General features: G+C 60.9%; 17 protein-coding genes. 12 read left to right on the plus strand and 5 right to left on the minus strand.

From position 1 onward, the window contains the following. The first annotated feature begins 12 nt into the window (after positions 1-12). The 3 genes from O0881_RS23500 (at position 13) to O0881_RS23510 (ending at position 4,723) form a co-directional block, all read left to right on the plus strand. On the plus strand, positions 13-798 hold the full coding sequence (locus tag O0881_RS23500; RefSeq protein ID WP_099665318.1) for a molybdopterin-binding protein: 786 nt from the start codon (positions 13-15) through the stop codon (positions 796-798). A gap of 364 nt (positions 799-1,162) precedes the next feature. Then, positions 1,163-4,279: a transglycosylase domain-containing protein gene (locus O0881_RS23505; protein WP_289913304.1), complete on the plus strand. Its 3,117-nt coding sequence runs from the start codon at positions 1,163-1,165 to the stop codon at positions 4,277-4,279. Between the two features lie 63 nt (positions 4,280-4,342). Further along, positions 4,343-4,723 carry a hypothetical protein gene (locus O0881_RS23510; protein ID WP_289913305.1) on the plus strand — a complete coding sequence of 127 codons (381 nt, stop codon included), beginning with the start codon at positions 4,343-4,345 and terminating at the stop codon, positions 4,721-4,723. On the opposite strand, the gene O0881_RS23515 is transcribed toward O0881_RS23510, so the two are convergent. Further along, positions 4,720-5,325, minus strand: a complete 606-nt coding sequence (locus tag O0881_RS23515; RefSeq protein ID WP_289913306.1) for a glutathione S-transferase — start codon at positions 5,323-5,325, stop codon at positions 4,720-4,722. The genes O0881_RS23510 and O0881_RS23515 overlap by 4 nt on opposite strands. Before the next feature lie 131 nt (positions 5,326-5,456). On the opposite strand from O0881_RS23515, the gene O0881_RS23520 reads away from it, so the two are divergent. After that, complete coding sequence (locus O0881_RS23520; RefSeq protein WP_289913307.1) at positions 5,457-6,809, plus strand: TAXI family TRAP transporter solute-binding subunit; 1,353 nt, start codon at positions 5,457-5,459, stop codon at positions 6,807-6,809. 13 nt (positions 6,810-6,822) lie between these two features. On the opposite strand, the gene O0881_RS23525 is transcribed toward O0881_RS23520, so the two are convergent. The 3 genes from O0881_RS23525 to O0881_RS23535 all read right to left on the minus strand — a co-directional run bounded on the left by O0881_RS23525 (position 6,823) and on the right by O0881_RS23535 (position 8,073). Continuing rightward, a complete protein-coding gene (locus tag O0881_RS23525) occupies positions 6,823-7,107 on the minus strand; it encodes a helix-turn-helix domain-containing protein (RefSeq protein ID WP_251349794.1) in 285 nt (94 codons plus the stop codon). Then, positions 7,104-7,454: a type II toxin-antitoxin system RelE/ParE family toxin gene (locus O0881_RS23530; RefSeq protein ID WP_289899850.1), complete on the minus strand. Its 351-nt coding sequence runs from the start codon at positions 7,452-7,454 to the stop codon at positions 7,104-7,106. The genes O0881_RS23525 and O0881_RS23530 overlap by 4 nt, the downstream gene beginning before the upstream one ends. A gap of 157 nt (positions 7,455-7,611) precedes the next feature. Beyond that, entirely contained in the window at positions 7,612-8,073 is a 462-nt protein-coding gene (locus tag O0881_RS23535; protein WP_099665312.1) for a rhodanese-like domain-containing protein, read from the minus strand. Between the two features lie 386 nt (positions 8,074-8,459). Between O0881_RS23535 and glnA the strand changes: the two genes are divergently transcribed. The 7 genes from glnA (at position 8,460) to O0881_RS23570 (ending at position 18,915) form a co-directional block, all read left to right on the plus strand. After that, positions 8,460-9,875 (plus strand): type I glutamate--ammonia ligase, encoded by a 1,416-nt coding sequence (gene glnA / locus O0881_RS23540; RefSeq protein ID WP_070219258.1) that lies wholly within the window; start codon positions 8,460-8,462, stop codon positions 9,873-9,875. 156 nt (positions 9,876-10,031) lie between these two features. Further along, positions 10,032-10,541, plus strand: coding sequence for a DUF4124 domain-containing protein (locus tag O0881_RS23545; RefSeq protein ID WP_306558298.1), 510 nt, complete (start codon positions 10,032-10,034; stop codon positions 10,539-10,541). Positions 10,542-10,546: 5 nt separating this feature from the next. Further along, positions 10,547-11,635: a nitrogen regulation protein NR(II) gene (gene glnL, locus O0881_RS23550; RefSeq protein ID WP_251349796.1), complete on the plus strand. Its 1,089-nt coding sequence runs from the start codon at positions 10,547-10,549 to the stop codon at positions 11,633-11,635. 48 nt (positions 11,636-11,683) lie between these two features. Continuing rightward, positions 11,684-13,174, plus strand: a complete 1,491-nt coding sequence (ntrC, locus tag O0881_RS23555) for a nitrogen regulation protein NR(I) (RefSeq protein WP_289913308.1) — start codon at positions 11,684-11,686, stop codon at positions 13,172-13,174. Positions 13,175-13,313: 139 nt separating this feature from the next. Next, positions 13,314-14,279, plus strand: coding sequence for a magnesium/cobalt transporter CorA (gene corA, locus O0881_RS23560; protein WP_034760218.1), 966 nt, complete (start codon positions 13,314-13,316; stop codon positions 14,277-14,279). Between the two features lie 134 nt (positions 14,280-14,413). Then, positions 14,414-15,787, plus strand: coding sequence for a GAF domain-containing sensor histidine kinase (locus O0881_RS23565; protein WP_099665309.1), 1,374 nt, complete (start codon positions 14,414-14,416; stop codon positions 15,785-15,787). A gap of 311 nt (positions 15,788-16,098) precedes the next feature. Further along, positions 16,099-18,915, plus strand: coding sequence for a TonB-dependent receptor (locus tag O0881_RS23570; RefSeq protein WP_289913309.1), 2,817 nt, complete (start codon positions 16,099-16,101; stop codon positions 18,913-18,915). Between the two features lie 79 nt (positions 18,916-18,994). Here O0881_RS23570 and O0881_RS23575 read toward each other — a convergent pair whose 3' ends face one another. Beyond that, complete coding sequence (locus O0881_RS23575; protein ID WP_289913310.1) at positions 18,995-20,626, minus strand: NAD(P)/FAD-dependent oxidoreductase; 1,632 nt, start codon at positions 20,624-20,626, stop codon at positions 18,995-18,997. A gap of 810 nt (positions 20,627-21,436) precedes the next feature. Here O0881_RS23575 and O0881_RS23580 point away from each other — a divergent pair. Continuing rightward, entirely contained in the window at positions 21,437-24,304 is a 2,868-nt protein-coding gene (locus O0881_RS23580) for a TonB-dependent receptor (RefSeq protein WP_289906347.1), read from the plus strand. The last annotated feature ends 1,340 nt before the right edge of the window (positions 24,305-25,644 follow it).

Consider the following 25,644-nt stretch of genomic DNA (forward strand, 5'->3'; position numbering starts at 1 on the left):
CGAGGAAGCTTCATGGCTATCGGATTGATCATCATCGGCGACGAAATCCTGTCGGGCAAGCGCACGGACCAGCATTTCCCGAAAGTGGTGCAAATGCTCAAGGCGCGGGGATTGCAGCTGAGCTGGGCGGAATACGTGGGCGACGAGCCTGCCCGCCTGGTCGCCTTGCTCAAGCGCAGCTTTGCCAGCGGCGACATCGTCTTCAGCTTTGGCGGCATCGGCGCCACGCCGGACGACCATACGCGCCAGGCGGCGGCCGATGCGCTGGGCTTGCCGCTGGTGCTGCATCCGCAGGGCAAGATCAATATCCAGCAGCGCATCACGGAAATGGGCGTAGAGGCGGGCGTGCCGGCCGATTTGCACTCGCCGGAAAACCTGCACCGCCTGAAAATGGCGGAATTTGTCGAAGGCGCCGAGCTGATTCCGAATCCGTACAACAAGATTGCCGGCTTTGCCGTGCGCGAGCATTACTTCGTGCCGGGCTTTCCCATCATGTCCTGGCCCATGATCGAATGGGTGCTGGACACGCATTACCCCCATTTGTTCAACCAGGTGCCGCACGCGGAACATGCCTTGCTCGTGTACGAAACGGCCGAATCCCTGCTGACGCCGCTGATGGTGCGGCTGGAAGCGGAGTTTCCGTTGATCAAGGTTTTCAGCTTGCCCAGCGTGGGCGACGCGCAGACGCGCCGGCATATCGAACTGGGCGTCAAGGGCGAGCCGGCGCAAGCGGCGGCCGCCTTCGCGCAGATGTGCGCCGCACTCGATATCTTGCAGGCGGAATACACCACCATCTGACATGCAGCCAGCCCGGCGCCGGCAGCTTTTTTGCCGGCGTCCAGCCCGCCGTGCATCTATGTACGCAAGCGTACATTCCAAGACGTTGTTTTTTTGCGAAAATCTTCAATGAAGCAAGATTTTTGTGCGCGCTCGTCAGTCGTTTTCATGCCGATGTGGTGGAATGGTGAACAGGGACCTTGCGTGTCAAACGCGGGGTCGCCTGCCTGTGCAGTAGCGTGTTTTTTTGATTTACCGGTATGGACATCATGTTAAGCAAGCTTTGTTGTGACCGGCCCTGGCTGGCCCTCGTCTTATCCCGCGCGGAGCGGTATCGCTGCCGCATTTCCCGCGCCGTCCAAACCCAACCTTACCCCAGCATCCCATGAAAGACACAGGCGTCAATCTGGCCGCGCAAGAGCGGCCCCCCTCTGATCCAGCTGCCGAGGCGCCGCCGCCGGCGAGCCCGCCGAAGAAGCGCCGTTCGCGCATCTGGCCCATCTTTGCCATCATCCTGCTGGCGCTGATCGCCGGCGTGGCCTGGTTCGTCATGCGCGAAGTGCGCACCTCGGCCCTGCAGGCGGAATTTTTCACGCGCCTGGACCGCCAGCTGTCGTTCAAGGTCGAGCCCGGCCCCGCACCGGCGGGCGCCATCCGCTATCCGCAGCACGGCCCGTATGACGAGCGCCTCGGCTATGCCAGCCTGCCGGATTTTATTAGCAAGCTCAATGCGCGCGACTATGAAGTGACGGCGCAGGCGCGCATGTCGCCGAAGATGGTGCAGCTGGTCGACCGGGGCATCTTTGCCACCTATCACGAGAAAAACCGCGCGGGATTGAGCATCCTCGATTGCCGCGCCGCGCCCCTGTTCGCGGCCAGCTATCCCGAGCGCATGTTCGACGGCTTTGCCGAAGCGCCGCCCGCGCTCGTGCAAAGCCTGCTGTTCATCGAAAACCGCGAATTGCTCGATCCGGGTACTCCCGAGCGCAATCCGGCCGTGGAATGGGACCGCCTGAGCAAGGCGATTCTGGACAAGGCGCTGAACCTGTTCGGCGGCCACCGCGGCGGCGGCGGCAGCACGCTGGCCACGCAAATTGAAAAATACCGCCATTCGGAAGACGGCCGCACCAGTTCCATGCAGGACAAGCTGCTGCAGATGCTGTCGGCCAGCCTGCGCTCGTACCAGGATGGCGAAAATACCATGGAAGCGCGGCGCAAGATCGTTGTCAATTACCTCAATACCGTGCCGCTGTCGGCAAAGAGCGGCTTTGGCGAGGTCAACGGGATCGGCGACGGCATGTGGGTCTGGTATGGCCGTCCATTTTCCGAAGTGAAAACTTTGCTCAAAGGCAATATGGACCAGCCGGGCAGTGCGCTCGCCTACAAGCAGGCGCTGAGCTTGCTGATCGCGCAGCGCCGTCCCTCGCATTACCTGGTGGCAGGCGGCGCCGACCTGGAAGAGTTGACCAACAGCCATCTGCGCCTGCTGGCGCAAGCGGGCGTGATCTCGCCGCAGCTGCGCAATGCGGCCATCGCCGAGAAGCTGCGCCCATCGACGGCCTCGGGCGTGCAATCGGAAGCGTCGACCTCGTTCGTCACGCGCAAGGCATCGAATGCCGTGCGCAACCACCTGGCCAGCATGCTGGGCGATCCGCGTTTGTATAACCTCGACCGTCTCGACCTGAAAGTGGTCAGCACGCTCGACGCGCAGGCGCAAAACGCCGTCACCAAGGTCTTGCGCGAGCTGCGCGACCCGGAAGTGGCGAAAGCGGCCGGCTTGACGGGCAAGGGCATGCTGGGCAATGGCGACCCCGCCAACGTGGTCTACAGTTTTACTTTGCTGCAAAAGGGCGAACAAGCCAACTTGCTGCGCGTGCAGACGGATAACTACGACCAGCCGCTGGACATCAACGAAGGCGCCAAGCTGGACCTCGGTTCCACGGCCAAGCTGCGCACCCTGGTGACGTATATGGACATCATCGACCAGTTGCACCAGCGCTACAGCGGCATGGGCGCCGCCGAACTGGGCAAGATTGCCGTCGATCCGAAGGACATGCTGTCGCAGTGGGCAATTGCTTATTTGAAACCTTTGCCGCTGGGCGAGGCGCGCAATTTACCCGCCATGCTGGCGGCCGCCATGGAACGCAAATATTCGGGCAACCCGGGCGAAGGCTTCTTCACGGGCGGCGGCTTGCACCATTTCGGCAACTTCTCCAAGCTCGACGACAGCCGCATCATGACGGTGCAGCAGGCGCTGCGCCAGTCGACCAACCTGGTGTTCGTGCGCCTGATGCGCGACGTGGCCCGCTACTACATGTTTTCGCGTCCCGATTCCTCGGCCTCGCTGCTGGCGGACGCGGACGATCCGCGCCGGGCCCAGTACCTGAGCCGTTTTGCCGACAAGGAAGGGCGCGAATTCCTGCACCGCTTCTACCAGAAGTACCGCGGCAAGAGCGTTGACGAGCAGGAAAAGATCCTGTTGGCCAGTATCCGCCCGACACCCGTGCGCCTGGCGAATATCTTCCGCACCATCAATCCGAAGGGCACCGTCGCGGAATTTGGCGATTTCCTCAACGCCAATTTACCGTCGCAAAACGAAGTACCGCCCGAGCGCGTGGCCAAGATGTACCAGCAGTATGCGATGGAAAACTGGTCGCTGGCCGATCGGGGCTACCTTGCCAATGTGCATCCGCTGGAACTGTGGATGGTGGCGTATCTGCGCCAGCACGAAGGTTCCACCCTGTCGCAGATGGTGGCGGCCAGCGAGAAGGAACGCCAGGAAGTGTATAAATGGCTGTTCAATACGCACCGCAAGCATGCGCAGGACCGCCGCATCGCCAACTTGCTGGAAGTGGAAGGTTTCCTGGAAATCCACCGCCAGTGGAAGAAGATGGGTTACCCGTTCGATTCGCTTGTACCGTCCTACGCGACCACCCTGGGCGCGTCGGCCGACCGTCCCGCCGCGCTGGCCGAGTTGATGGGCATCATCATCAACGATGGCGTGCGTAAACCCAGCGTGCGCATCGATTCCATGCATTTCGCCGCCAATACGCCGTACGACACCATGGTCAAGCGGGGCGCGAAGGTGGAAGCGGAGCAAGTGCTGTCGCCGGACGTGGCGAAAGCTGTCGCCAAGGCCATCCGCGAAGTGGTGTCGGACGGCACGGCGAAACGGGCGAAGACGGCGTTTGTCGGCGCCGACGGCGTGCCGATCCCGATGGGCGGCAAGACGGGCACGGGCGACCAGCGCTTCGACGTGTATGGCGCCGGCGGCCGCCTGATCGAGTCGCGCTACGTGAACCGTTCGGCCACGTTCGTCTTCAATATCGGCGAGCGCTTCTATGGCAGCATGACGGCGTATGTGCGGGGGCCGGAATCGAAGAACTACGATTTCACCAGCGCCTTGCCCGTGCAACTGCTGGTGTCCCTGGCGCCGAGCCTGATGCCGCTGATCGAGCCGCCTGCGCCAGCCGAGGGCGTGGCCAAGCAGTGCACGAATTAAATCGTTGCTGCATTAAAAAGCCGGCCTGAATGGGCCGGTTTTTTTATGGAGGAGAAAGAATCCATGGAAAGAACACAGCAGATCTTTGCGCAATATCACCGTTTTGACGATGGCACGCTCGTATCATTCGAGCAAGCATATGGACCCCGGGGCGTGCAGAGCGTGCGCATCGTGTTGTACGCGAGGAATCATGGGCTGGAAGGCAATGTCTGGCGCCAGGTGGCCATCACGGTGGGAGAGGTGCGGGAATTGATGATAAAGACGCCGGGCAACTTCATCAACCGCATCTGCTGCGGCGTGAAGCTGCTGCGCTTTGGCGATGTCTGGTGCGTGGATATCGACGGCACGTATGCGCACGACGACCCGGCGACCCTGGAGGAGGTGCGCCGCGATGGCGATTGCTACGTCATCGGCGGCACGGTCGAGGCAATCGAACTGGATTAACCGGCAAACACGGCCGTTTTACCTTCCAGGCGCGCGTGATACGCGGCGATGGCCGGATACTCGGGGCGCTGCATGGGCGCCATCAGCCAGCGCTTGACGGACAGGCCCAGCACGATATCCGCCAGGGTGAACGTTTCACCGCACACATACGCGCCCGTGCGCTGCAACTGCTGTTCCAGCACGCCCATCATCTTGTTCCATCCGGCAATACCAGCGGCCAGCTGGGCCGCATCCTGGTGTGCGGGGCTGTGGCGCACCAGCGACATGAAGGCGTAGCGCCAGCTGTTGTTGAGGTCGCCCATTTGCCAGTCCATCCATTTTTCCACTTCCGCGCGGGTGCGGGGATTACTCGGCAGCAAGTCGTCGCGGCCCGCCTGCGCGCACAGGTAGCGGCATATCGTGTTCGATTCCCACAGCACCAGGTCGCCGTCGAGCAGCACGGGCACCATGGCGTTCGGGTTCAGGGCCAGGAAGGCGGGGTCGTCCGTGGCGCGAAAGCCGCTGCCCCAGTCTTCGCGTTCGTACGGCAGGTCGAGTTCCTCGCACGTCCACAAGACTTTGCGGACATTGATCGAGGCGGCTTTTCCAAGAATTTTCAGCATGCAGGGCTCCGAAGGGCGAATGAGTGATCTGCCACTGTAGCCGAAATGACCACGCCGCGCATGTGAAAGTGCCTTGCATAGTTGAGCTTTTCTTGGCATCGTAGCCACCCATGAAACCTATGCGCCACCACATGTCCAAAATCCTCGCGTTCAGCCGCTTTTCCGTGCGCGATTTCCTCGCCACCGCCGGTCCCACCTTGCTGCTGGTCGGCGCGTTTTGCGCGCTCGCTTACTGGCTGGTCGACCCGGCGCCGCCGCGCAAGGTAACCCTGTCGACAGGGCAGGACAATAGCGCCTACGAAGAGTTCGGCAAGAAGTACGCGGCCACCCTGGCCAGGCACGGCATCAAGGTGACCTTGCAGCCGTCGCTGGGCTCGCAGGAAAACCTGCAGCGCTTGAACGCGGGCAAGACCGATATCGCCTTCGTGCAAAGTGGCTCGACGGAACACGAAGATGCCGAGCGCCACGGCCTCATTTCCCTGGGCAGCCTGTTTACGGAACCCGTCTGGCTGTTCATGCGCGAAGACAAGGCCGTGACGGAGCTGACGCAATTGAAGGGCATGAAGATCAACCTGGGGCCGGAAGGCACGGGCGTGCCCGGCCTGTTCCGGCAGTTGCTGTCCGTCAATGGCGTGGAAGCCAAGGAACTGACGGTGAGCGACTTGCAGAACACGCCCGCCACGGTGGAACTGCTGGAAGGGCGCATCGACGGTCTCGTGTTCAGCTCGGCGCCGGAAGCGCCGCTGATCCAGATGCTGCTGCAAACGCCGGGCATCAAGCTGTTTGATTTTTCGCAAGCGGAGGCGTACACGCGGCGCCTGCCTTTCCTCACGCATGTCGTCTTGCCGCGTGGCATCGTCGACCTGGGGCAAAACATTCCCGCGCAGGATTATCACCTGATCGCGCCGACGGCCACCCTGGTCGCGCGCGAAGACTTGCATCCGGCCCTGGTCGACCTGTTCGTGCAGGCGGCGGCCGGCATCCATGGCGGCACGGGCTGGTTCCAGCAGCAGGGACAGTTCCCGTCCGCGCGCTACACGGAAATTCCCGTGGCGCCGGAAGCGTTGAAATTCTACAAGGATGGCGCGCCCGTGCTGCAGCGCTACATGAGTTTCTGGCTGGCTAATTTCTTCGACCGCATGTGGGTGCTGGTGGTAGCGCTCGGGGCCTTGATCCTGCCCCTGTCGCGCGTCGTGCCGCCCCTGTACGTGTGGCGCATCCGTTCGCGCGTGTACCGCTGGTATGGCCAGCTGCGCACGGTGGAGCAGGCGCTGGAAGACGTGCCGGAAGGGCAGCGCGCGCACGTGTATGCGGAACAATTGAAACGGCTCGACCAGATCGAGGAAATGGTCAACCAGATCTCGATACCGCTGTCGTTCGCCGATGGCCTGTACGGCTTGCGCAGCCACATCAATTTCGTGCGCAAGCGCATCCTGACACTGATGGGCGAGCATCCGGCCGCGGAGGCGGCCGAGTCGGCCTGAGCGCTTAACCCGCTTAAACGAGGGTGATCGACAGCTTGCGCCCGAGCAGCGCGGCGGCCCGCTCCAGGGTGGAGAGGGTCACGTCGCTGCTGGGGTCGAGCAGGCGGTCGAGTTGCGAACGGCTCGTCTGCAGCAGCGCCGCCATGCGCGTCTTCGACAGCGATTGTTCCTGCATGGCCTGCGTCAGTTGCCAGGCGATCACTTCCTTGATGGCGCGGGTTTGCGTTTGCTCAAAGATGCCTTCTTCCTTGAGGAAGTCGTCGAGACTGCTGCCGAGGTGGGGAGCGGTGGCGTTCATGTCAATTCCTTGTGGCGTTTGCGGGCCAGCGCCAGGTCGTCGTCCGGCGTGGCGCGGGTTTTCTTGATAAAGCCGTGCAGCGCCACCAGGCAATCGCCGTGATGGCAGATCAGCACGCGCGCAATGCGGTTGCCGGGCAAGCTGCTGCGCACCTCCGACAAGCCCTGCCCCAGGTGGCGGCACAAGGGCATGCCCACGGGCCAGCGCCATTGCGCATGCATCAAGTCTTGCCCGATCACATGACGTTCTTCGACGGGCAAGGATTTGAGCCAGTCGCGCACGGGTTCGCCGCCATTGCCGTTCGCATAGAACAGCAGGGTAATCTGCCGCAAGCCGGAAGCATCCATGACGCACCTCTACGTTGTACTATATAAGGTACATATTCGCAAGGAGAATCGGCGCCGCTCTTGAGAAAATCGGGCGCGCATGGATGGTTGTAGCCGATGGCGGGCCGCATGGTGGCCCGCCAGATCAAACACTGTTCAGATAATTCGGCGGCCAGCGTCAGGCGCCCAGCCACGGCAAGCCCGCCTTGCACCAGCCGCCGATCTGCTTGCGGTGGCCGTCGGCGTCCTTGTCGCCCTCGAAGCCTTCGAGGATGTCGAAGCAGTTGATATAGCCGTGTTCGGTCGCCAGCTTGGCGGCATGGCGCGAACGCACGCCGGAGCGGCACAGGAACAGCAGCACCTCGTCCTTGCCGGCCTGGGCCGCCAGTTGCGCGAGGAAGTCGGGATTCGGCACGCCGCCCGGGTAGGTGGCCCACTGCACCGCACCATGCTGGGTATCGGCGATGTCGACGCGGCCGACCCAGTCGCGCTCGGCAGTCGTGCGCACATCGATGAGCTTGACGGCGGCATCGCCTTGCAGCAAGTCATACGCTTCCTGCGGCGTGACGGCGCCGGCATACGGCGTACCTTCATTGGCCCGGCTGCGGGCGGTGGTCAGGATGTCGGCGGCGGTGGTCATGGCGTCCTCGATGAAAGTGGGCAGGTGTGTGTACGATTATAGTGCGCCGTCCGCGCCCCGCAAACGGGAATCCATGGTGCACGGCGCATGCACCACAAGGAGGCATTTTTCGGTAATTCGCACAAAATGCACGATAATGGTGCGTTATTCGTTTTTTGCACTTGCTTAGTGCATTCTTGATTTGACGCAAACGCGTGTCAAAATCGCGGGCATGAAAACTTTCACTGGGATGGCAGTAATTTTGTTGCCGGCACCGGGGGGCTCCTGGAGCTGGCATGGAATCTGCTATGATCCTTATGAGTTTTGGTGGCACGCAATGTTTGCTTCGCTTCATCAGCCCAGACGCACTAAGGTCGGCTCACCCCACATTCATTTAGGAGATACGCATGGCAATGACAGCCGCAGAAGTCTTGAAGATGGTAGAAGAAAACGAAGTCAAATTCGTTGATTTCCGCTTTGCCGATACCCGTGGTAAAGAGCAGCACGTGACGGTTCCCGTGTCGCACTTCGACATGGACAAATTCGAGTCGGGCCACGCCTTTGACGGTTCTTCGATCGCTGGCTGGAAAGGCATTGAAGCGTCCGACATGATCTTGTTGCCGGATCCAAACACGGCCAATATCGATCCGTTCATGGAAGAAACGACCCTGTTCATGCAGTGCGACGTGATCGAACCGTCGGACGGCAAGGGCTACGACCGCGACCCGCGCTCGATCGCGAAACGCGCCGAAGCCTACCTGAAATCGTCGGGCATGGGCGACACCGCCTACTTCGGCCCTGAGCCGGAATTCTTCATCTTCGACAGCGTGCGCTGGAAGATCGACATGTCGGGCTGCTTCGTCAAGATCGGTTCGGACGAAGGTTCGTGGTCGACCGGCAAGGATATCGAAGGCGGCAACAGCGGCCACCGTCCTACCGTCAAGGGCGGCTATTTCCCAGTGCCACCAGTGGACAGCTTCCAGGACATGCGTTCGGAAATGTGCCTGATTTTGGAATCGCTGGGCATCCCGGTTGAGGTACATCATCACGAAGTGGCCGGCGCCGGTCAAAATGAAATCGGCACCAAGTTCTCGACCCTGGTCGAGCGCGCCGACTGGACGCAAAACCTGAAATACGTGGTGTGGAACGTGGCGCACAGCTATGGTAAGACCGCCACCTTCATGCCGAAACCTATCGTTGGCGACAACGGTTCGGGCATGCACGTGCATCAATCCGTATGGAAAGATGGCAAAAACCTGTTCGCCGGCGACGGCTATGCCGGCCTGTCCGATTTCGCCCTGTACTACATCGGCGGCATCATCAAGCACGCCAAGGCACTGAACGCGATCACGAATCCGGGCACCAACTCGTACAAGCGTCTGGTACCAGGCTACGAAGCTCCAGTGAAACTGGCGTACTCGGCGAAAAACCGTTCCGCCTCGATCCGTATTCCGCACGTGGCCAATCCAAAAGGCCGCCGCGTCGAAGCGCGCTTCCCGGATCCACTGGCGAACCCGTACCTGTGCTTCGCCGCACTGCTGATGGCCGGCCTGGACGGTGTTGCCAACAAGATCCATCCGGGCGAAGCCGCCTCGAAAGATCTGTACCATCTGCCGCCGGAAGAAGATGCACTGATCCCGACCGTGTGCGCTTCGCTGGAAGAAGCACTGGAAGCCCTGGACAAGGACCGCGAGTTCCTGACCCGTGGCGGCGTGTTCAGCGATTCCATGATCGACGCTTACCTGGAACTGAAAATGCAGGACGTACAGCGCATGCGCATGACCACGCATCCTGCCGAGTTCGACATGTACTACTCGCTGTAATGGCGCCACGCCGGCAATGTGCCGGTAGTGAATAAAAAACGCGGGTGAGGCGATGGTCTTGCCCGCGTTTTTTTATGCAAGGCGCCAAGGCGGTGACAGTGCGGTGTTGTATAGTCGGCCCAGGAACGATGCGGCACGAGCCGACAGGAGTGAAGATTGACCAAGCATTACAGAATGGCGCTGATGGCAGGATTGCTGGGCGCGGCGGCACAGGCGCACGGGCAGCTGTATGTGTGCGCCGATGCGCAGGGACACAAGACGTACACGGACAGGAGTGCTGGCAAACATTGCCAGCTGCTCGATTTGCCGGGCGCCATGACGGAGCCGCCACGCAGGACGGCGCCGCTGGCCGGTGCGCCGGTACGGCCCGCCCTGCAGGCGGCGGCCACGGCGGCGCCTGCCGCCGGCGCGTTTCCCAAGGTCGATGGCGCCGAGCAGCGCGCGCGCGACCTGGACCGGCGCCAGATCCTGCAGGACGAGTTGCGCAGCGAAGAGCAGAAACTGGCGGCGCAGCGCCTGGAATTTAACGGCGGCCAGCCCGAGCGCCAGGGCAATGAGCGCAACTACGCGAAATACCAGGAAAGAGTGGCGCAGTTGAAGGACAACATTAGCCGGACACAGCAAAACGTCGAGGCCCTGAAACGCGAGATCGCGAATATCCGGTAAAGCACATGACACTAGACAACCATTCCAGCCGTCCCGCCCACCTGGCCGGCCTTGATTTGCTGGCCTCGGCCGTGATCCTGCTCGATGGCGACGGCCGCATCAGCTACGCCAACGCGGCGGCGGAAAACCTGCTGGAAAGCTCCTTGAAGGCCCTGTCGCGGCAAAAGCTGACGGCGCTGTTCCTCAATCCCGAGGAGCTGGCCGGCATTTGCGCGCAGGCGCTTGAACACAAGTTTTCCGACTTGCGCCAGGACCTGAGCCTGGAGCGCCTGGGGCGCGAGCCGCTGCGCGTGCACAGCATCGTCAGCGCGCTCGACGCGCCGCGCGACGGCGTGCTGATCGAGCTGCGCGAGAACGTGCAGCAGTTAAAGCTCGACCGCGAGGAGCGCATCCTCGACCAGAGCCAGGTCAACAAGGAGCTGATCCGCAACCTGGCGCATGAAATCAAGAACCCGCTGGGCGGCATCCGCGGCGCGGCCCAGCTGCTGGAACTGGAATTGCCGGCCCTGCACCTGAGCGAACTGCGCGAATACACGCAAGTCATCATCAAGGAAGCGGACCGCCTGCAAACCCTGGTCGACCGCCTGCTGGCGCCGCACCGCCGCCCGCATATCGTGGGCGACGTGAATATCCACGAAGTGTGCGAAAGGGTCCGCAGCCTGATCCTGGCCGAATTCCCCAGCGGCCTGACCATTGCGCGCGATTACGACGCTTCGATCCCCGAGTTTCGCGGCGACAAGGAGCAATTGATACAGACCGTGCTCAACATCGCGCATAACGCGGCGCAGGCCCTGGCCGAGCGCATCGAGGCGGGCGATGCGGAGCTGATTTTCAAGACGCGCGTGGCGCGCCAGGTGACCCTGGCCAAGGTCCGTTACGGCCTGGCATTAGACTTGCATATCATTGACAATGGACCGGGCATCGCACCCCAGATCCGCGACCGGATTTTCTACCCGCTGGTGTCGGGCAGGGAAGGCGGCAGCGGGCTGGGACTGACCTTGGCGCAAACCTTCGTGCAACAGCACCTGGGCGTGATCGAGTGCGAAAGCCGGCCTGGATACACCGATTTCAGGATCGTTCTACCCTTGCCATAAGCGAGGAGGTATCCCACCCATGAAATCCATTGCGGGACGCACACACTAATGAAGCCAATCTGGATAGTTGACGACGACGAATCAATCCGCTGGGTGCTGGAAAAAGCCCTGGCGCGGGAAAATCTCGCCACCAAGAGTTTTGCCAATGCGCGCGACGCCATCGCCGCACTGGAATTTGACACGCCGCAAGTGCTCGTGTCCGATATCCGCATGCCGGGCGCCTCCGGCCTGGAATTGTTGCAGACGGTCAAGTCGCGCTTTCCCGGCTTGCCTGTCATCATCATCACGGCCTTTTCCGACCTCGATTCGGCCGTCGCAGCCTTCCAGGGCGGCGCCTTCGAATACCTGGCCAAGCCCTTCGACATCGACAAGGCAGTCGAGCTGATCCGCCGCGCGCTGGAAGAAAGCCTGCGCGAAACCAGCGTCGAGTCGGGGCCGTCGGAAACGCCGGAAATCCTCGGCCAGGCGCCGGCCATGCAGGAAGTCTTCCGCGCCATCGGCCGCCTGTCGCAATCGAACGTGACGGTGCTCATCACGGGCGAATCCGGTTCCGGCAAGGAACTCGTGGCGCGCGCGCTGCACAAGCACAGCCCGCGCGCGGCGCAGCCGTTCATTGCCCTCAACACGGCGGCAATACCCAAGGATTTGCTGGAATCGGAACTGTTCGGCCATGAACGGGGGGCGTTTACGGGCGCCCAGACGACGCGCCGGGGCCGCTTCGAGCAAGCGGAGAACGGCACCCTGTTCCTCGACGAGATCGGCGACATGCCGTTCGACCTGCAGACGCGCCTCTTGCGCGTGTTGTCCGACGGGCATTTCTACCGCGTCGGCGGCCACCAGCCCATGAAGGCGAACGTGCGCGTGATTACGGCCACGCACCAGAACCTGGAACAGCGCGTGCGCGACGGCCTGTTCCGCGAAGACTTGTATCACCGGCTGAACGTGATCCGCCTGCGCCTGCCCAGTTTGCGGGAGCGGCGCGAAGATATCCCCATCCTGGTGCGCCACTTCCTGGTGCAAAGCGCACGCCAGTTGGGCGTGGAAGCCAAACGCATGAGCGAGTCGACGATGCAGTTCCTCAGCAGCCTCGATTTGCCCGGCAATGTGCGCCAGCTGGAAAACCTGTGCAACTGGATCACCGTCATGGCGCCGGGCCAGACGGTGGAAATCAAGGACTTGCCGCTGGAATTGACGCAGGGGCAGGGCGATGGCGCGGCCACCACGGCGGCGGGCGAGCCTGCGTCGGCGGCCGTTGCCCATGCGCATGGCGGCCAGGTCTTCGAGGCGGCCGCGCCCGCCAACGGCGCGCCGCCGGGCTGGATTGGTTTACTGGAATTGCAGGCGGCCGGCATGCTGGGCGCGGGGCAGCAGGAAGTCATGGCCGTGCTGGGACGCCAGTTCGAGTCGGCCCTGATCAAGACGGCGCTCAAGCATACGCATGGGCGCAAGAACGATGCCGCCGTGCGCCTGGGCATCGGCCGCAACACCATCACCCGCAAGATCTCGGAACTGGGCATCGACGGCGCCAAGGACGATTGATGCAGGTCAGGACGGGGGCTCCCCCGTCCGCTTTTCCACGCGGCGTCCCTCGCACGCCACAACACGCACTGCAGGCGATAAGGTAAGCTGGCGCCTGCCGGACTGTTTCGTCCGGTGTTAACTTGAACTGTGGAATAGCATGCTCATAAACTGCGTGGCCTACCAGGATGGCAAAAAACTGGCCGACTTGCCGATCGACGACATCAGCGATTACGTCGAGCGCCCCGATTGTTTCGTCTGGGTCGCCCTGCTCGACGCCACGCCGGACGAGCTGAAACAGATGCAGCACGAGTTTTGCCTGCACGAACTGGCGGTGGAAGACGCGCAGCGGGGCCACCAGCGCCCGAAGATCGAGGAATATGGCGATTCCCTGTTTGCCGTCGTGAAAACCGTGGAAATGGTCGAGAACGAACTGGTGCTGGGCGAAGTCGACATTTTTGTCGGCGCCAATTACGTGCTTTCGTCGCGCAGCAACAGTTCGCAAGGTTTCCTCGGCGTGCGCGCGCGCGCCGAGCGCGAACCGCATCTGCTGCGCCAGGGCTCGGCCTTCGTGCTGTACGCGCTGATGGATGCCGTCGTCGACCGCTACTTTCCCGTGCTCGACGCGCTGGAATCGGAACTGGAACTGATCGAGGACCGCATCTTCGACCGTGGCACCGAGCGCGACAATATCGAACGGCTGTACCAGCTGAAACGCAAGGTCATGGTCCTGCGCCATGTGGTGGCGCCCCTGATGGAAGCCGTGGGCAAGCTGCACGGCGGGCGCGTGCCGCCCCTGTGCCACGATACCCAGGAGTATTTCCGCGACGTGCACGACCACCTGGCGCGCATCAATGGCACGCTCGACACCATCCGCGACACCATCAGCACGGCGATCCAGGTGAATCTGTCGATGGTGGCCATCGACGAGAGCGAAGTGAACAAGCAATTGGCGGCCTGGGCGGCCATCTTCGCCGTGTTTACGGCGTTTGCCGGCATCTGGGGCATGAACTTCAAGTTCATGCCGGAGCTGGACTGGCATTATGGCTATCCGGCCGCCGTGGCAGTGATGAGCTGTGTCTGCGGTTATATGTATTACTTGTTCAAGCGTTCCGGCTGGCTGTAAAAAATTCCTGTGTATCTGTATTATTAAGCAATAGCCAGGGGTACAATCGCGGCAGGTCCGCTGGGGTGGGCCATGGCTGAGAGTCGCCGCGCCGGCAGGTGTGCCTGCGCTTCCGGTGCCGTGCAGGAGCATTCATGAGTATTCCGTTGTTTGATGTGAATTCGCAAGAACCCCTGTTCGATGCCGAGCAGCGGCGCACCCTGGCGGAAGCGGCTCTGCGCTCGATTACCGCCTCGACGGCGCACGCCCGGGGCGACGACTTCCTGCGCATCCTCGTCAAGGACCTGGCCGAAGCGCTCGACGTGCACTATGTGATCGCCGGACGCCTGGTGCGCCTGGAAGATGGCAGCGAAGGCATCCGCACCCTCGCCCTGTGGGGCGGCGACGGTTACCAGCCGAATATCGAATACAGCCTGCAGCACACGCCATGCCAGGACGTGACGTGCCAGAGCATGTGTTTTCATGGCAGCGATATCCAGCGTCGCTTTCCATTCGATACCCTCCTCGTCGACATGCAGGCGGAAAGCTATGTCGGCATGCCGCTGATCGATACCGATGGCAAGACCCTGGGCATCCTGTCGGCCATCGACACGCGGCCCATCGATGAAAACAAGCGTTTGCTGGCGCTGCTGCTGCTGTCGATCTTCTCGGCCCGCGGCGCGGCCGAGCTGCAGCACCAGGAGCGCACCCAGCAGCTGGAAGAAATCGTGCGCGTGCGCACCGAATCGCTGCTGGCGGCGCAGGCCAACCTGATCGAGCAAGAGCAGATGGCGGCCCTCGGTTCGCTGGTGGCCGGTGTCTCGCATGAAGTCAACACGCCCATCGGCGTGGCGCTGACGGCCGCGTCGAGCATGGGCAGCTATGCCGACCAGCTGGTGCAGCTGCTGGGCGGCGCCAAGGTCAGCCGTGCTGAACTGATCGACATTGCCGAGTCGCTCAAGGGAGCGGCCGCCTTGATCGAACGCAACCTGGCGCGGGCCGCCGACCTGATCGGCAATTTCAAGCAACTGGCCGTGGACCAGGTCAGCGAATACGTGGCCGACCTGGCGCTGCACGACTATGTGCACGGCCTGGTGTCGGCGCACAGTCCGGAATTGCGCAAGGCGGCGCTGGGCGTGGAACTCGATATCGCGCCCGATTGCCAGGTGCGCCTGGCGGCCGGCAAGCTGTCGCAAATCCTCTCGAACCTGCTGATGAACAGCGCCCGCCATGGCTATCCGCAGGGCGGACCGGGGCGCATCACGATACGCGCGCGCATCGAGGAGGATGACACCGACGCGGCTGCGCGCTGGCTGCTGCTCGATTTTTCCGACGACGGCATCGGCCTGGCGCCGGCAGTGCGCGAACATATGTTCGAACCGTTCTTCACCACCAAGCGGGGCCAGGGCGGCTCCGGCCTGGGCATGCACATCGTCTACACCATCGTGCAGCAGCTGGGCGGCCAGGTGTGCGCCATCGACAGCACGCCCGGCTGTCATATACAGATCAGGCTGCCGCTGGCCAGCTGACCAGCTGAGCAAGCCTGCGTTTGCGCCACTTTCAGGTGGCCTGCGTACCCCATCCTCCCTTGTTTTCACAATGTTGTATGCGCGCCATACACGTGCCGAGTTCTGTTGACACCAAGATTGGCATTGTGATTCCATGTAGTTTCCGAGTTAACTTTCGGTTATTTGGTGTCTGTTTCCGCGCAAATGTCGTGGGGTTCCTTGCTGGGCCGAGACCTGAAGAATGTGCGGTGAAAAGAGTGCCTTGAAGTGAACGAATGCAGTGCGGATAGCAAATCCGTTGCTTGTCTAACGTACAATAAAAAGGGTTCACCATGCTTAAAGAAACCGTCATATCTCATGCCGTGCGCATCGTTTGCGCCGGTGGCGTGGCAGCGGCGCTGTCCGTTGCGTCACAGCCGGCGATCGCGCAGGATGCACAAGGGGCCGATACGCAGATCCAGCGCGTCGAAGTCACCGGTTCGTCGATCAAGCGCATCGCCGCCGAAGGCGCCTTGCCCGTCACCGTCCTGACCGCCGAAGCCATCCGTACCTCGGGCGCCACGTCCGTCACCGACCTGGTCAAGAAACTCTCGTCCGCCCAGGGCGCGACGACGGAAAGTTCCTCGGTCGGGGGCAGCACCTTCGGTTTCTCCGGCATTTCCGTGCACAACGTGGGTGAGACGCGTACGCTCGTCTTGCTGAACGGCAAGCGTCTGGCCCAGTTCGGCGGCCAGACCTTGACGGGCTTCGCCGCCGGTTTCGACTTGAATTCGATTCCCATTTCGGCCATTCAGCGCGTCGAGTTGCTGACCGACGGCGCATCCGCCCTGTACGGCGCCGACGCCATTGCCGGCGTGGTCAACTTCATTACCAAGCACGATACGACGGAAGGCGACGTCTCCATCGGCTATTCGGCGCCCAAAAACGGCGCGCGCGAGAAACGCATCAGCGCCACCAAGGGCTTCGGCAACCTGGAGGACGATGGCTACAACGTGGTGCTGACCTTCGGCCACGACGAGCGCGACAAGCTGGGCTCGGTCGACCGCTCGTTCGCCAGCACGGGCAAGGTGCAGTTTTCGGCCAATGGCAAGCGCTATCAGAAACAGCAATTCTCGGCCAGCCCGATTCCCGCCAACGCCACCGATGACCAGGGACAATTGATCAGCCCTTATCAGAAGACCAACGGCTCCTGCCCCGACAAGACCTTCCGCGTGATCGAGCCGTATAACGATGGCAGCGGCCTGGTCGACGATTACTGCGGCTATGATTTTGTGAAGGATCTGGAAATCTATCCGGAACGCAAACGCGACAACTTCATGGCCTCGGGCACCTTCAAGATCGCCGGCCAAGAAGTGTATGCGGACGTGTTGCTGTCGCGCACCAAGCAGACGTCGCGCATCGCGCCCGTGCCGGGCGCCATCGCCGTCGACGCGGGCACGGCGCTGCATAACAAATATTTATTGCCAATTGGCATTACAGGCGACAGCACGGCATTTTACCGGCTGTTCGACATGGGCCAGCGCACCTCGAAGGATACGGCGGACTTCGCCAGCGTGGTGGTCGGCACGCGCGGCATTGCTGCCGGCTGGGACTACAATGCGTCGTACAACTTCTCGGAAAGCCGCGTAAAAGGCAGTATTTCCGGCTATCCCGGCGCCATCGCCGTCAATAATCTCACGTCGAGCGGCTTGCTCGATCCCTTCGTCGGCCCGGGCAAGCAGTCCACTGCCGCCCAGGACGCCATCAAGGGCGCCGCGTTCTCCGGCTATTGGGATGGCGGCACCTCGCGCCTGCAAACCATCAATTTGAATGGTTCGACGGAAATACGACGCCTGCCGGGCGGCGCCATGATGCTGGGCGTGGGCGCCAACATCAACCGCGAGGAATTCTCGGCCAAGCCGAGTCCGTTTGCGCAAGGCATTCTGGCCGATCCGGTCAAAGGCACCTTGTGCGGCGGCACGACGGGACTGGAATGCGACCAGCGTTTCGGCGACGCCGCCAGCAGCCAGCCATACAGCGCCAGCCGTACCTCGAAAGGCATTTTTGGCGAAGTCATCGCGCCCGTGCTGAAGGAACTGGAACTGGGCGCAGCCTTGCGTTTCGATGAATTCTCGGACTTCGGCGGCGCCACCACGGCCAAGGCCAGCTTCAAGTGGACGCCGGCCCCCACCTTGCTGATCCGCGGCTCGGTCGGCAATGGTTTCCATGCACCGACAGTGCCGCAAGTCAACGCCCTGCAGCGCGGCTATGGCGTCACCAGCGACAAGTACACATGTACGCCGGCTCTGCAGGCCATCGCCACGCGTCTGAATGCACAATGTCAGCCAGGCAATCGCCAGTACGACCAGCTGGCTGGCGGCAACCGCGATTTGCAGCCTGAAAAATCGAAACAGGCGACCATCGGTTTCCGTTACGAGCCGATCAGCGCCATCACCCTGGGCGCCGACCTGTGGCATGTGCAGATCCGCGATTCCTTCGGCCAGTTGACGGAGCAGCTGGTGTTCGCCAATCCGGCCAACTTCCCGAAATCCTGGGGCGTCAACAAGGACGTGGGCACGGGGACGACTTACCTGGCCTTCCTGGCGGATAACCAGAACCTCGGTAAATCGTTTGCCACCGGTGTCGATATCGATGTCAGCGCCCGTTACCGCTCCGGCATCGGCCTGTTTACGTCGCAGCTGAACGCGACGCGGATGCTGCGCGAAGACATCCAGCAGGAACGCAATGGCCAGTATTATTCTGCGCTGGGCAACTTCGCCGATCTGGGCACGGTGACGTTCCGCACGCGCGGCCAGTGGACGAATACCTTGAAAACGGGCAACTGGGCCAACTCGCTGACGGTCAACTTCCTGTCCGGCTACAAGGACCAGGAAACGTCGGTCGATGTGCTCGACGCCTCCGGCGCCGTGACGGGCCAGGAAAAGATCCGCATGCAAGTGGGCTTCTATTCGACGCTCGACTGGCAAACGGTGTGGACGCCCAGCAAGAGCTGGGTTCTCACCGCAGGCGTGCTGAACCTGACCGACAAGAGCCCGCCATTCGTGCCATCGACGTCCGGCGCGAACCGCGGCCAGCAATTCGGCTATGACGACCGCTACTACGATCCGCGCGGCCGTACCGGCTACCTGAATGCCTCGTACAAGTTCTAATCGTCAGGTACAGGTATAAAAAAACCGGCACATTGTGCCGGTTTTTTTTCGTCCCGCCGCAGGGCGGGGACGGCGTGGCCTAGCCGCGCGCCGCCATCGACAGGGCCACCGCTTCTGCCACCTTGATGCCGTCGACGGCCGCCGACAGGATGCCGCCCGCATAGCCGGCGCCTTCGCCGGCGGGGAACAGGCCGCGCGTGTTCAGGCTTTGCAGGTCGTCGTCGCGGCGCTTGATGCGGATCGGCGACGAAGTGCGCGTTTCCACGCCCGTCAGCACGGCGTCGGCCTTGTAATAGCCCTTGATTTGCTTGTTGAACGCCGGAAACGCTTCACGCAGCGCCGTGATCGCGTATTCGGGCAGCGAGGGCGCAAGGTCCGTCAGGTGCACGGCCGGCTTGTACGACGGCACCACGCTGCCAAATTCCGTCGAGGCGCGGCCAGCGACGAAGTCGCCGACCAATTGCCCTGGAGCATCGTAGTTGCCGCCACCCAAGGCAAATGCGCGCTCTTCCAGTTCGCGCTGCAGGGCGATGCCGGCCAGCGGGTCGCCCGGATAGTCGGCCGGCGTGATGCCGACCACGATGGCGCTGTTGGCGTTGCGCTCGTTGCGCGAATACTGGCTCATGCCGTTCGTCACCAGGCGGCCCGGTTCCGAGGCGGCCGCCACCACCGTGCCGCCCGGGCACATGCAGAAGCTGTAGACGGAACGGCCATTGCTGGCGTGGTGCACGAGCTTGTAGTCGGCCGCGCCCAGGATCGGGTGGCCGGCGCTGGGGCCGAAGCGGCAGCTGTCGATCAGGGATTGCGGGTGTTCCACGCGGAAGCCGATCGAGAACGGTTTCGCTTCGATGTACACGCCGCGCTTGTGCAGCATTTCAAAGGTGTCGCGCGCGCTGTGGCCGATGGCCAGCACGACGTGGTTGCTGGCGATGGTTTCGCCATTGTCCAGCACCACGCCGCGCACCTGGCCGCCGTCGGCGCCTGGCACGATGTCGAGGTCGACCACCTTGCTGCTGAAACGGTATTCGCCGCCCAGCCGCTCGATATTGGCGCGCATTTCTTCCACCATCTTGACCAGGCGGAAGGTGCCGATGTGCGGCTTGCTCACATACATGATTTCCTCGGGCGCGCCCGCCTTGACGAATTCCGTCAAGACCTTGCGGCCGTAGTGCTTGGGGTCCTTGATCTGGCTGTACAGCTTGCCGTCCGAGAAGGTGCCGGCGCCGCCTTCGCCGAACTGCACGTTCGATTCGGGATTGAGTTCGCGCTTGCGCCAGAAGCCGAAGGTGTCGACCGTGCGCTCGCGCACCTGCTTGCCCCGTTCCAGGATGAGGGGGCGCAAGCCCATCTGCGCCAGGATCAGCGCCACGAACAGGCCGCAGGGGCCCGTGCCGATGACGATGGGACGCGGTTCAGTGCTGTGTCCAGCCAGCTGTTCGCCGCCGGCAACAAATTTATAGTCGGTGTCGGGCGCGGGCATCAGGTGGATGTCGTGGCTCAGGCGTGCCAGCACGGCCGCTTCATTCTTGACGTCCACATGCAGCGAGTAAATCAACACCACGGCGCTGCGCTTGCGCGCGTCATAGCTGCGTTTGAAGACGGTAAAGCCGAGCAAATCGGCCGCAGCGATGCCCAGGCGCGCCAGGATGGCGGCGGGCAGGGCCGCTTCGTCGTGTTCGAGGGGGAGTTTTACTTCGTTGAGTCGCAACATGGTGTCTATCCGAAAAGTGCAGGGCTCCGTATCTAGCGGAGAGTGGGCAGCCGCGTGGCGCGGCGCAAGGCGGCATTTTACTCCTTCTTGTACGCAATGCATGGCCTGTGGACCCCGCCGGGAGGGCGCTGGACGCTGGATTCTGCCGGATTCTTAAAACCACAATGTTAAATTTGCATCGATACAAATGTAACTGCCAGCCTTGTTCCGGGACGGGCGGCACGCACAGGCCTGCGGTGAGGAATGGATGAGTGCGGAAAATGTTGTCGTGGTGCCGGCAGCAGGAGCATTCCAGCAGTGCACAGCATGTTGCTGCTGCGAAAAAACAACAGTTCGTCGAGAGCGCTGCCTGCGCCGCGATGGGGTTCCAAACCGGTTTTGCCAATCTTCTGTTTGCTGCATTTGCACAATTGTCATCGAGCAGGGAAAGCAGCCTTTTTTTCCAGGTGTCAAGACAGCTAAGAAGAGTGATTTCGAGAAAAGTTGTAACAGTGTTTTGTAAATGCGTCATCATTTTTTTGCTGCATTGCAATGTAAATATCATTGCACCAAAAACGGGCGGCTGCGCACTAATTTGGACGGTTTTCGCACTATTTCCGAATAAGCTATGGCGTAAGGCTGGATTATGGAAATTAAGCTGTTGTTTTAAAGTTATACCGGTCGCCTAATAAATTGACACCGCTCTGTGCCGTATGGTTCCATGTAGTGGCTGCGTCACATTTGTAACGTTTTGACACATTTACCGGGAAAACCTTTACCCAAGGGTTTCCTTATAAAAATTCAGGGACATGCCCAGAAGGAGTTTTTTACATGAAGTTACGTATCAAACCTATGCCAGTTGCGATCTTGCAAGTATTTGCAAGTGGCGCAATTTCCGTTGCCGCCATTTCCCCAGCCATGGCTCAACAAGCCGCTGCTAGCGAGCCTGTGCAACGCGTCATGGTGACCGGTTCGCTGATCAGCCGTACCGATTCCGAAACCGCGGCACCAGTTCAGGTAATCACTGCAGCCGAAATCCAGCGCAGCGGCAAAACCTCGGTTGCCGAGCTGCTGCAGGATCTGGCCTCCAACGGTGCAGGCACACTTGGTACGGGCTTCTCTGGCGCATTCGCCAACGGCGCATCGGGCGTCTCGCTGCGCGGCCTGACCGTCGGTTCGACCCTGGTGCTGATCGACGGCCACCGCATGTCGCCTTACGCGATCGGTGACGATTCGCAACGCTCCTTCGTTGACGTATCCAACATCCCATTCGATGCCATCGAAAGCATCGAAGTGCTGAAAAGCGGTGCTTCCTCGCTGTACGGCTCGGATGCTGTCGCTGGCGTGGTCAACATCAAACTGAAGAAAAACTTCACGGGCACCCGCTTCTCGGCTGACAGCGGTACCACGGAACATGGCGGCGGCACGACCAACCGCGCTTCGTTGAGCACCGGTTTCGGCGATCTCGACACCGATGGCTACAACGTTTTCGCTACCGCCGAATGGCGCCGCCAAGGCGCGATCAAGGTCGACGACCGCAAGCAGTACGCCTGGGACCAACTGGACTGGCGCCCACGTGGTGGCCAAAACCTGACTTTCGGTGTGCCAACTGCCCGTAACGGCTTCCTGACCGCCGCCAATTCGCCATTCCTGTACAACCCTTCGGGTGCTGGTGGTGCGCAAAATGCGGCCAACTTCGTCTTCCTGGATCCGAAATGTAATTACACTTCCTACCGCGCCGGCGGCTGCGCGGTGGAAGACAAGTATGCATTCATCCAGCCTGAAACCGAAAACAAGAACTTGCTGGTCGGCTTTACCAAAAAGCTGCCGCAAGACTGGGAAATGTCGGTCAAGGCTTCGATCTTCCAGCGTGATAACCTGAACAATCGCGGCTTGCCAGCAGCCTACTCGCCGACCTCGTTCGCCGGTACCAACGTCAATAACAATGGCGTGCTGATCCCGGGTTTCGGCGCCATGCCTAGCACCACGTTTGCTCCTGGCGCAGCTGTCGGCGCCAACGTGAACAACCCGTTCGCCAACAATGCCCGCCTGTATGGCTACATTCCTGGCCTGGACGGCAACTCGCAACAGAGCAACACCGCGACCACCACCCGTCTGGCGATCGATCTGACTGGTGCCGCGATGGGCTGGGACCTGCAATTGGCAGGCGGCTTGACCAAGTCCAAGGCAGAAGTCGATTACAGTGGTTTTGTTGACCGTGCCGCCTTGTACAGCCTGCTGCGCTCCGGTTCGTGGAATGCACTGGGTGGTAACTCGCAACAGCTGATCGACCAAGTGTCGCCACGCTTCTCGAACACGCTGGTATCGAAGCTGAACTACATCGATGCAGTCGGTTCGCGTGAAGTGATGCCGCAACTGGGTGCAGGCCCGCTGAAACTGGCAGTCGGCGTCCACTGGCACAAACGTACCTGGGATGCGCCACCGTCGCCACTGACCCTGAATGGTCAGGTTGGTTCGACGTCGGCCTTCGTGTTTGGTGAAGAGACCAACAAGGCAATCTTCGCCGAGCTGGCAGCAATTCCGGTGAAAAATGTCGAGTTCAATCTGTCGAGCCGTTATGATAGTTTCGATAACAATAACTCGTTCACCCCGGCAGCAACGCTGAAATGGACGCCGACCAAGGAAGTCGCATTGCGCGGTACCTTCGCTCGTGGTTTCCGCTCGCCTAACCCTGCAGAGACCGGCAATTCGGGTTCGTTCTTCCTGTACCACGGTATCAACGATCCGATCCTGTGCGCCAACGGCCAGCAATACACCGCTGGCAACGTACCAAGCTCTTGCAACATTCAGCCTACGTACGTACAACGTCCAAACAAGGATCTGTCGCCAGAGAAATCGAAATCGTACACCCTGGGTGCCGTGCTCCAGCCATTCAAGGGCTTGAACGCGACCATCGACTACTACAACATCGAAGTGCGTAACCAGATCGTGACCGCCGCCGGCAACGATCCTACCTACCGCGAGACGTTTGTGCGTGGTGCAGCCGTGCCGATCGACATCGCTACTGGCGTAGGTACGGGCGTTGCTCAAGGTACCCCATCGGTTGGTCCTATCCTGTTCGCAGAATCGGCCTACATCAACGGTGGTTCGACCAAGACTTCCGGCGTGGAAACCGATATCGGCTACCGTTGGAACCTGTCTGAAAACGGCGTCATTCGTGCCAACCTGAGCTATGCTCACACCATCAGCTACGAGCAAACCGTTGCTGGCGTGACTTACCAGCTGGCCGGTACCCAGGGCCCGACGGTGGTTTCCGGTGCAACCGGTTCGCCGAAAGACCGTGCGCAGCTGAGCCTGGGTTGGACCCGTGGTCCGCTGGACGTGAATGCCACGCTGAACTACACCAGCAGCTTCTCGGCACTGGACCCATCGGTGGGTGCTACCGATTGCTCCAAAGCATCGGCTGTCATCACGAGCCGTCCTTACTACCAGAACCTTACGCAGCCTGATCAGTATTGCCACGTACCATCGTTCACGACGACCAATCTGAACATCCAGTACAAGGTCAGCCCGAACCTGACATTGAAAGGTTCGATCCTGAATCTGTTCGACCGTCAGCCACCGTTTGACCTGAGCACCTACGGCAATGCCACTGTACAAACCACGTACAACGCATCGCTGCACCAGGCAGGCGCTGTTGGCCGCTTCCTGAGCCTGGGTCTGGCATATACCTTCTAATATAGCAAGGTGAACAAGGCGGCAGCGATGCCGCCCCGTTCTTCGAAAGGGCGGGATGACTGAAGAGTCATCCCGCCCTTTTTTTTCGATGTCACCCTCGGGTGTGGGAACACGCCCAAGGTTGCCTTCAATATGCCTGGCGCACGAGATCCGATGTCAGCAGGGAATGTGCATAGTCGAGCCACAGGTCTTGTGGCGCAAGCGGGCCCGCAGCATGCCGTGGCGCGCATGCCAGGTAAGCCTGCAGGGCGCGAACGGTAGCGCTGCTGGCCGTGTGCATGAGCATGCCGGGGCCAGTGTGTCGAGTGGCCGGCGGGACGGTGCGAGCGTGCTGCATGCAACAGGGAGCGCGGAAGACTCCTGGAATTCCCCTGCTTGCCGGAGACAGGGCCTATATCAGCTGTTGCCGCGAGATACAGGCCAGGATCGCTGGTGCTGCCGGTATGCAAGACGCTGTGCCGTCTTGAAAATTGCCGGGTGCGTAGCCGGCGCAGAGCCAGGGAAAGCGTACGCAGGCACGGCATTGGCACGCCATTTGCCGCTAGCCTGACGCATGTTCGAGCGGCACCTGTGCCCTATTGCAGTGCACCATGCTGGTGCGCTGGCCCGTCGTTTCGCAGGCTGGATCGCACAGGCAATGTGGCCGGACGAACTGCCCGCCAATGGTCGAAGTCAGGCTGTCTTGCCAGTTTTCAGATATCGCCCATTCGTATGCTGAATATCTTTCATGGCATGCCATTTTATCCACGGTGGTTCGCTTGCTTATTAGCCAATCTAATGGAGGCGATAAGAAATTGAAAATAGAGATGTATAGGCAATTTCTCAATTTTTCTATTGAGTTGAATGGACAAGAAGGAATTGATGAGACTTCTGCCGCGTGGCCAAGGCTGCCGCGCCGCAAGGAAGGGGTGTCGAAGTGTGGCGGAAGGCGCCTGCCGATGCCGTCATCTCCGCGAGCATGCCCCGATGGCACGGCATGATATTGCGAGTCGCAGGATATATATTCGTCGCACTGATGCTGCTCTATAACTGACGTACCGCAGCAGTGCGGAGTTTTCCGATGATTGCCTCAATCATATTTCCGGTTTTTATTTCTATTTGCCGGATTGACTGTTTTTTATGCCGCTGCGTTTATTCTTTTTTAGAGAAATGCCCGAGATGAGTATTTGTGTCTGATATTCGGTTTTATATAATGAATATAAAACTTTTTTTTGCGACGTCATTTTCTATGATGGTGATTTTTTAAAACATCCATTCAGCGAGGGACATTTTTTCAAATTCAATTATGTAATGTAATTGAGAACTCAATATTTCAGAAATTTAATTTCACAAAATGTTGT

The organism is Janthinobacterium sp. SUN100, from assembly GCF_030397705.1.
Taxonomy (GTDB): Bacteria; Pseudomonadota; Gammaproteobacteria; order Burkholderiales; family Burkholderiaceae_D; genus Janthinobacterium; species Janthinobacterium kumbetense.

Bases quoted from the DNA above. Each gene is read 5' to 3' on its own strand.
- O0881_RS23500 (WP_099665318.1), top strand. From the start codon at position 13: ATGGCTATCGGATTGATCATCATCGGCGACGAAATCCTGTCGGGCAAG.
- O0881_RS23505 (WP_289913304.1), top strand. From the start codon at position 1,163: ATGAAAGACACAGGCGTCAATCTGGCCGCGCAAGAGCGGCCCCCCTCT.
- O0881_RS23510 (WP_289913305.1), top strand. From the start codon at position 4,343: ATGGAAAGAACACAGCAGATCTTTGCGCAATATCACCGTTTTGACGAT.
- O0881_RS23515 (WP_289913306.1), bottom strand. From the start codon at position 5,325: ATGCTGAAAATTCTTGGAAAAGCCGCCTCGATCAATGTCCGCAAAGTC.
- O0881_RS23520 (WP_289913307.1), top strand. From the start codon at position 5,457: ATGTCCAAAATCCTCGCGTTCAGCCGCTTTTCCGTGCGCGATTTCCTC.
- O0881_RS23525 (WP_251349794.1), bottom strand. From the start codon at position 7,107: ATGAACGCCACCGCTCCCCACCTCGGCAGCAGTCTCGACGACTTCCTC.
- O0881_RS23530 (WP_289899850.1), bottom strand. From the start codon at position 7,454: ATGGATGCTTCCGGCTTGCGGCAGATTACCCTGCTGTTCTATGCGAAC.
- O0881_RS23535 (WP_099665312.1), bottom strand. From the start codon at position 8,073: ATGACCACCGCCGCCGACATCCTGACCACCGCCCGCAGCCGGGCCAAT.
- glnA (WP_070219258.1), top strand. From the start codon at position 8,460: ATGGCAATGACAGCCGCAGAAGTCTTGAAGATGGTAGAAGAAAACGAA.
- glnL (WP_251349796.1), top strand. From the start codon at position 10,547: ATGACACTAGACAACCATTCCAGCCGTCCCGCCCACCTGGCCGGCCTT.
- ntrC (WP_289913308.1), top strand. From the start codon at position 11,684: ATGAAGCCAATCTGGATAGTTGACGACGACGAATCAATCCGCTGGGTG.
- corA (WP_034760218.1), top strand. From the start codon at position 13,314: ATGCTCATAAACTGCGTGGCCTACCAGGATGGCAAAAAACTGGCCGAC.
- O0881_RS23565 (WP_099665309.1), top strand. From the start codon at position 14,414: ATGAGTATTCCGTTGTTTGATGTGAATTCGCAAGAACCCCTGTTCGAT.
- O0881_RS23570 (WP_289913309.1), top strand. From the start codon at position 16,099: ATGCTTAAAGAAACCGTCATATCTCATGCCGTGCGCATCGTTTGCGCC.
- O0881_RS23575 (WP_289913310.1), bottom strand. From the start codon at position 20,626: ATGTTGCGACTCAACGAAGTAAAACTCCCCCTCGAACACGACGAAGCG.
- O0881_RS23580 (WP_289906347.1), top strand. From the start codon at position 21,437: ATGAAGTTACGTATCAAACCTATGCCAGTTGCGATCTTGCAAGTATTT.